Annotated in this window: 4 protein-coding genes; 3 read left to right on the top strand and 1 reads right to left on the bottom strand. The window is 67.2% G+C overall.

Annotated features, from left to right (window positions below; genetic code table 11):
- Nucleotides 1-19: 19 nt before the first annotated feature.
- The gene (gene aceE, locus ACFWFI_RS40770; protein ID WP_387400707.1) at nucleotides 20-2,761 is read right to left on the bottom strand and encodes a pyruvate dehydrogenase (acetyl-transferring), homodimeric type; all 2,742 of its coding nucleotides are present in this window, start codon (nucleotides 2,759-2,761) and stop codon (nucleotides 20-22) included.
- Nucleotides 2,762-3,242: 481 nt separating this feature from the next.
- Here aceE and ACFWFI_RS40765 point away from each other — a divergent pair, with 481 nt between their 5' ends.
- The 3 genes from ACFWFI_RS40765 (at nucleotide 3,243) to ACFWFI_RS40755 (ending at nucleotide 5,144) form a co-directional block, all read left to right on the top strand.
- Nucleotides 3,243-3,680: a DUF3052 domain-containing protein gene (locus ACFWFI_RS40765; RefSeq protein WP_387400705.1), complete on the top strand. Its 438-nt coding sequence runs from the start codon at nucleotides 3,243-3,245 to the stop codon at nucleotides 3,678-3,680.
- Nucleotides 3,681-3,845: 165 nt separating this feature from the next.
- Nucleotides 3,846-4,313 (top strand): peroxiredoxin, encoded by a 468-nt coding sequence (locus ACFWFI_RS40760; protein WP_387400703.1) that lies wholly within the window; start codon nucleotides 3,846-3,848, stop codon nucleotides 4,311-4,313.
- A 255-nt stretch (nucleotides 4,314-4,568) separates the two neighbouring features.
- The gene (locus tag ACFWFI_RS40755; protein WP_124276684.1) at nucleotides 4,569-5,144 is read left to right on the top strand and encodes a TerD family protein; all 576 of its coding nucleotides are present in this window, start codon (nucleotides 4,569-4,571) and stop codon (nucleotides 5,142-5,144) included.
- The last annotated feature ends 62 nt before the right edge of the window (nucleotides 5,145-5,206 follow it).

Below are 5,206 nucleotides of genomic sequence, written 5' to 3'. Positions count from 1 at the left end.
CCTGTTCCTGCCAGGGGTGTTACGCGTCGCCGCCGGCCGGGCCGGGGCCCGCGGCCGCCACGTCCAGCAGTTCGTAGCGGTCGAGCGCCGTCTTCAGCGCCGAACGGTCGATCTTGCCTTCCTTCGCCAGCTCGGTCAGCACCGCGAGCACGATCGACTGCGCGTCGATGTGGAAGTAGCGGCGGGCCGCACCCCGGGTGTCGGCGAAGCCGAAGCCGTCGGCACCCAGCGACTGGTACGCGCCGGGCACCCAGCGCGAGATCTGGTCGGGCACGGAACGCATCCAGTCCGAGACCGCCACGAACGGGCCCTCGGAGCCGGAGAGCTTCTCCGTCACATAGGGAACGCGCTGCTCCTCCTCCGGGTGGAGCAGGTTGTGGCGCTCCACCTCCACGGCCTCACGGCGCAGCTCGTTCCAGGAGGTCGCCGACCAGACGTCCGCCTTCACGTTCCACTCGTCGGCGAGGATCTGCTGGGCCTCGACCGCCCACGGGACCGCCACGCCGGACGCCAGGATCTGGGCCGGAATCTGCCCCTTCTCGCCGCTGCGGTAGCGGTGCACGCCCTTGAGGATGCCCTCGACATCCACATCGGCGGGCTCGGCGGGGTGCTGGATCGGCTCGTTGTAGACGGTGAGGTAGTAGAAGACGTCCTCGTTCTCGTCAGGCGTCCCGCCGTACATCCGGCGCAGACCGTCCTTCACGATGTGCGCGATCTCGTACCCGAACGCCGGGTCGTAGGAGACACAGGCCGGGTTCGTCGACGCGAGCAGCTGCGAGTGACCGTCCGCGTGCTGCAGACCCTCACCGGTCAGAGTCGTACGGCCGGCGGTCGCACCCAGCACGAAACCGCGCGAGAGCTGGTCGGCCATCTGCCAGAACTGGTCACCGGTGCGCTGGAAACCGAACATCGAGTAGAAGACGTAGACAGGGATGAGCGGCTCACCGTGCGTGGCGTACGCCGAACCCGCGGCGATCAGCGAGGCCGTGCAGCCGGCCTCGGAGATGCCGTCGTGCAGCATCTGTCCGGTCGGCGACTCCTTGTACGCAAGAAGGAGCTCGCGGTCCACGGACTCGTACTGCTGACCGAGCGGGTTGTAGATCTTCGCACTCGGGAAGAACGCGTCCATGCCGAAGGTGCGGTACTCATCGGGCGCGATCAGCACGAAGCGCTTGCCGATCTCCTTGTCCCGCATGAGTTCCTTCAGGACGCGGACGAACGCCATGGTAGTGGCGATCGACTGCTGACCCGACCCCTTCTTCGCGGTCGCGTACGCCTTCTCGTCGGGGAGGGGCAGCGGCTTGGCTCGCACCACACGCGTCGGGACGTAACCGCCCAGACCCTTGCGGCGGTCGTGCATGTACTGGATCTCTTCCGAGTCGCGGCCCGGGTGGTAGTACGGCGGGTTGCCATCCTCCAGCTGCTTGTCCGCGATCGGGATGTGCAGCCGGTCGCGGAAGCGCTTGAGGTCGTCGGCCGTGAGCTTCTTCATCTGGTGGGTCGCGTTGCGGCCCTCGAAGTTCGGACCCAGCGTCCAGCCCTTGACCGTCTGCGCCAGGATCACGGTCGGCTGGCCCTTGTGGGCCTTGGCCGCCGCGTACGCCGCGTAGACCTTCTTGTGGTCGTGACCGCCGCGCCCCAGGTGCAGGATCTGGTGGTCGGACATGTCCTTGACCATGTCCCGCAGCCGCGGGTCGTCACCGAAGAAGTGCTCGCGGATGTACGCGCCGGTCTCGGTGGCGTACGTCTGGAACTGGCCGTCCGGAGTGGTGTTCAGCTTGTTGACCAGGATGCCCGTGCGGTCCTGCGCGAGCAGCGGGTCCCAGGTGCGGTCCCAGACCAGCTTGATGACGTTCCAGCCGGCGCCGCGGAACTGTGACTCCAGCTCCTGGATGATCTTGCCGTTGCCGCGTACCGGCCCGTCGAGGCGCTGGAGGTTGCAGTTCACCACGAAGGTGAGGTTGTCCAGGCTCTCACGGGCGGCGATGGAGAGCTGGCCGAGCGACTCCGGCTCGTCCATCTCGCCGTCGCCGAGATAGGCCCAGACGTGCGAAGCGGAGGTGTCGGCGATGCCGCGCGCCTCCATGTAGCGGTTCATCCGCGCCTGGTAGATCGCGCCGAGCGGGCCGAGGCCCATCGAGACGGTCGGGAACTCCCAGAAGTCCGGCATCGACCGCGGGTGCGGGTAGCTGGACAGCGCGTGTCCCGCCTTCGACTTCTCCTGCCGGAAGCCGTCGAGCTGCGCCTCGCTCAGCCGGTCGAGGAGGAAGGCGCGTGCGTAGATGCCCGGGGACGCGTGTCCCTGGAAGAAGATCTGGTCGCCGCCCCGGCCGTCGTCCTTGCCGCGGAAGAAGTGGTTGAAGCCCACGTCGTACAGCGAGGCGGAGGACGCGAAGGTGGCGATGTGGCCGCCGACACCGATCCCGGGACGCTGGGCGCGGGAGACCATCACCGCGGCGTTCCACCGGGTCGCGTTGAGGACCTTGCGCTCGATCTCCTCGTCGCCGGGGAAGAACGGCTCGTCCTTCGTGGCGATCGTGTTGATGTAGTCGGTGCTGCGCATCTCGGGCACGGCCACGCGCTTCTCGCGCGCGCGCTCGATGAGCCGGAGCATCAGATAGCGGGCCCGCTCCCGGCCGCGCTCGTCGACGGCGGCGTCGAGGGAGTCGAGCCATTCCTGGGTCTCTTCGGGATCGAAGTCCGGGACCTGGCTCGGAAGGCCGCCAATGATGATCGGGTTGCGATCGGATGCGGAAGCCACGCTGTTCCTTCGCTGTTCGGTGGTGCTCTTCGGGGCCTGGTTGCGGGGAACGTACCCCCGGGACGGCGGCTGTACGCCGCCTCCATCGTGTACCGCGAAGACCTAAACGTCATCTCTACTGCGGGGTAACGCAAGGTTCCCGGACGCCGTGTCCGGGCACGAGTACCAGCAGCGCGAGGGCTGTCCTGCCCAAACCGCAACCATACGCCCAACCCGGCCAAGCGTTCCCAAAGCCCGTTCGAATCCGAATGGCGGAGCGAAACGGCATAAGCTGAGGAAGGACGTAAAGGGTCCGGACACCATTTCCGGCCCCGCAGGAGACATGCCGGAAGTTGCGGCGACGTGGCAGGGAACGTCACCGTTTAGGCGGTCTCGGACGCCGGGTACTTGCGCGATTCGCCGAGCCCGTGTGGACTACGGCCAACGCCCCGCGCACGCGCGTGGCTGAAGCATTTTCCGAAACATGATCAGGAGGCAACCCGTGAGCGCGACCGCGGACCACGCGGAGGAACGGACCAACACGGCCGCAAGGCTTGGGTTCGAGCCCGGACAGGTGGTCCAGGAGATCGGCTACGACGACGACGTCGAGCAGGAGCTCCGTGAGGGCATTGAGGCCACAATCGGCCAGGAACTCGTCGACGAGGACTACGACGACGTCGCTGACGTCGTCCTGCTCTGGTTCCGCGACGAGGACGGCGACCTTACGGACGCGCTGGTGGATGCCATTGGTCTGATCGAGGACGGTGGGGCGGTCTGGCTACTGACGCCCAAGACCGGCCGAGACGGATACGTCGAGCCGAGCGACATCAACGAGGCTGCCCAGACAGCTGGTCTCGCCCAGACCAAGAGCATCAGCGCGGGCAAGGACTGGACGGGCAGCCGTCTGGTCACCCCCAAGGGGGCCAAGACCAAGCGCTGAGCTCTTTCATCACCATCGAGGCCCCCGACGGCACCACGCCGCCGGGGGCCTTCGTACGTGCCGCCGCGGGCCGCCCAGGTCCCTCGGGGGACTCTGCGTAGGGTGGGTGTCACCCGGACGGCCCAGGCCGGGGAAGTGCGACGTTTGTGAAGGGAAGCGTTTTACATGGCGATCGAGGTCGGCACGCAGGCTCCGGATTTCGAGCTGAAGGACAACCACGGGCGGACCGTGAAGCTCTCCGATTTCCAGGGTTCTCACGGCGCCAAGAACGTGGTGCTGCTCTTCTACCCATTCGCCTTCACCGGCGTCTGCACGGGGGAGCTGTGCGCGCTCCGCGACGAACTGCCGAAGTTCGAGAACGACGACACCCAGCTGCTCGCCGTGTCCAACGACTCGATCCACACCCTGCGCGTCTTCGCCGAGCAGGAGGGCCTCGAGTACCCGCTGCTCTCGGACTTCTGGCCGCACGGGGAGGTCTCGCGGGCGTACGGCGTCTTCGACGAGGACAAGGGCTGCGCGGTGCGCGGGACCTTCGTCATCGACAAGGAGGGCGTCGTCCGCTGGACCGTCGTCAACGGCCTGCCGGACGCGCGTGACCTGAACGACTACATCAAGGCACTCGACTCGATCTGATCCGGGGAGGGCCGGGGGCCGGCTCCGTCCGGTTTCCCGCGGAGGCCCCCGGGGCAGGCCCCGCTCGTGATCCGGGGCCGTGATGTGCGGGATCCGGGGTTTGCGGCCTGTCGGATCCGGGGATCTCCTGGCCGCGACCGGCCAAAAGCCTGTTTTGGCCGGGAACCGGTCACTAGGATCCAATCGTTGATCCTATGCCAACGCACGACGGGGGCGCTGGTGTCTGCCGGCCCTCTCAAAACTTTTGGAGGACTCGTGGGAGTCAGCCTCAGCAAGGGCGGCAACGTCTCGCTGACCAAGGCCGCGCCGAACCTGACCGCGGTCATCGTCGGTCTGGGCTGGGATGCCCGTACGACCACCGGCGGTGACTTCGACCTCGACGCCAGCGCTCTGCTGACGAACGCCGAGGGCAAGGTCGGCAGCGACGGGAATTTCGTCTTCTTCAACAACCTCAAGAGCCCCGACGGCTCGGTCGAGCACACCGGTGACAACCTCACCGGTGAGGGCGAGGGCGACGACGAGGTCATCAAAGTCAACCTGGCCGGCGTCCCGGCCGACGTCGACAAGATCGTCTTCCCGGTCTCGATCTACGAGGCCGAGAGCCGTCAGCAGAGCTTCGGTCAGGTGCGCAACGCGTACATCCGCGTGGTGAACCAGGCGGACAACAGCGAGCTCGCCCGCTACGACCTGAGCGAGGACGCCTCGACGGAGACCGCCATGGTCTTCGGCGAGCTCTACCGCAACGGCGCGGAGTGGAAGTTCCGTGCCATCGGCCAGGGGTACGCCTCGGGTCTGCGCGGCATCGCGCAGGACTTCGGCGTCAACGTCTGAGCCGGTCCGGAGGATCCTCCGGACACCTTCAGCTCCATCGCGTCCGGCGCCGCACCATGTGC

The organism is Streptomyces sp. NPDC060209 (genome assembly GCF_042728155.1).
Classification (GTDB): domain Bacteria; phylum Actinomycetota; class Actinomycetes; order Streptomycetales; family Streptomycetaceae; genus Streptomyces.
This window is presented reverse-complemented; position numbering and strand designations above follow the sequence as displayed.

Bases quoted from the DNA above. Each gene is read 5' to 3' on its own strand.
- ACFWFI_RS40760 (WP_387400703.1), top strand. From the start codon at position 3,846: ATGGCGATCGAGGTCGGCACGCAGGCTCCGGATTTCGAGCTGAAGGAC.